The organism is Opacimonas viscosa, from assembly GCF_024199005.1.
Lineage (GTDB): Bacteria > Pseudomonadota > Gammaproteobacteria > Enterobacterales > Alteromonadaceae > Opacimonas > Opacimonas viscosa.
On record NZ_JANATA010000396.1, the window covers coordinates 1 to 218 of the forward strand.

Sequence of the window (218 nt, forward strand, 5' to 3'; positions counted from 1 at the left end):
CATCGCGCCACGACACCATTCCTACTGGATGCCTTTTCGTGTCGATAATAGGAATGCAGGAAATTTTATGGGAATTAAAAAGCTCAATAGCCGAATAAACAGAGTCACTTGGGTTAAGTGTAATGACTTCACGAGTCATGATTTGGTGCGCTTTTTTATCCAATGTAGCGCGATCAAGCTTTCGTTCGCTTAGGGTATCTACAAAAGGACTAATCGAT

General features: G+C 41.7%; 1 protein-coding gene. It reads right to left on the minus strand.

Translation table 11 applies throughout. The features are described from left to right. The coding region (locus tag NLF92_RS14045) for a CBS domain-containing protein (RefSeq protein WP_254102892.1) at positions 1-218 on the minus strand (218 nt) is incomplete at both ends.